1 protein-coding gene is annotated in these 1219 nt (G+C 56.6%); it reads right to left on the minus strand.

The window, feature by feature from the left end:
- A partial coding sequence (locus tag ACGF7G_RS22340) for a condensation domain-containing protein (protein WP_387468472.1) occupies nt 1–1219 on the minus strand: 1219 nt, incomplete at both ends.

A 1219-nucleotide genomic window follows, 5' to 3' on the forward strand; every position in this document is an offset into this window, starting at 1 on the left:
CATCCGCTTCCCGGGCAATAACAAATTGCAGTAACGGGGCCTTACTTAAGTTAAAACGATAATGGCGGGGGGCAAAACGCCGGTTTAGCTGTTCACTGACCGGCCCTTCCGCCGGATCTAACGTCAGTTCAGTGACGGATAAAGTGGCCTGACGCCAGACTACCTGTGCCGGGCCAGACAGCCCCTGCCAGACAAAGGCGGTCCGCAGGATATCGTGGCGATTGACCACCTGCTGCATGGCCGCCAAATACCGGTCCAGCAAAGCCCGGTTCGCAAAAACCATCTGACCGGTCAACAAGTACGGATCTCCCTCGTTTGCCAGTAAATGGTGGAATAAGATCCCGTCCTGCAAGGGCGACAGGGCATAAATATCCTGAATATTGCTCATGCCGCCCGGCACTTGCCCGGCGATACGATCAATATCAGCCTGAGTCAGATCTATTAGCGGCAACATTGCCAGAGTCAGTGCCGTCGTATCGGGGGTAATTACATTAGCGGGTACTTCTACTACCCGGTGCTGTCCCAACGTTTGCGCAAGATCTGACAGTACTGGCGTCTGAAACAGGTCGTGCACTGCCAGCGTCATCTCCGACTGACACAGGCATTCAATCATCCGTACCGCCAGCAGGGAATGCCCGCCCAGCGTGAAGAAATTATCATGCCGGCTGACTTGCTCAATCCCCAGCAGTTCACACCAAATGGCCGCCAATACCGTTTCGGCTTCTCCCTGCGGCGCCTCATAATGTTGACGGGCAAACGCTTCGCTATCCGGTGCCGGTAGTGCCCGTCGATCCAGCTTGCCATTCGGTGTTAACGGAAAGCTGTCCAAGCGCACAAACGCCGCCGGCACCATATAATCCGGTAAAACCGCACTCAGGTGTGCTCGCAGGCTGTTCACCAACCCCTCCGCTGCATCTGCCACCACATACGCTACCAGTCGTTTATCCGACCGCTCACCCAGAGCCAATACCGCTGACTCACGCACCGCTGGGTGCTTTGCCAGCCGGCTTTCAATTTCCCCCGGTTCAATGCGGAAGCCGCGGATTTTCACCTGCTGGTCATTGCGCCCCAGAAACTCCAGATTGCCGTCCGGTCGGTAACGCGCCAAATCCCCGGTACGGTACATCCGCGCATCAGGTTTATCACTGAACGGGTCGGCCAGAAAACGTGCCGCCGTCAGTTCAGGCCGGTTCAGATAACCATTGGCTACCCCATCTCC

Origin of the sequence: Photorhabdus sp. RM323S, from assembly GCF_042879375.1 — a bacterium.
GTDB lineage: Bacteria > Pseudomonadota > Gammaproteobacteria > Enterobacterales > Enterobacteriaceae > Photorhabdus > Photorhabdus tasmaniensis.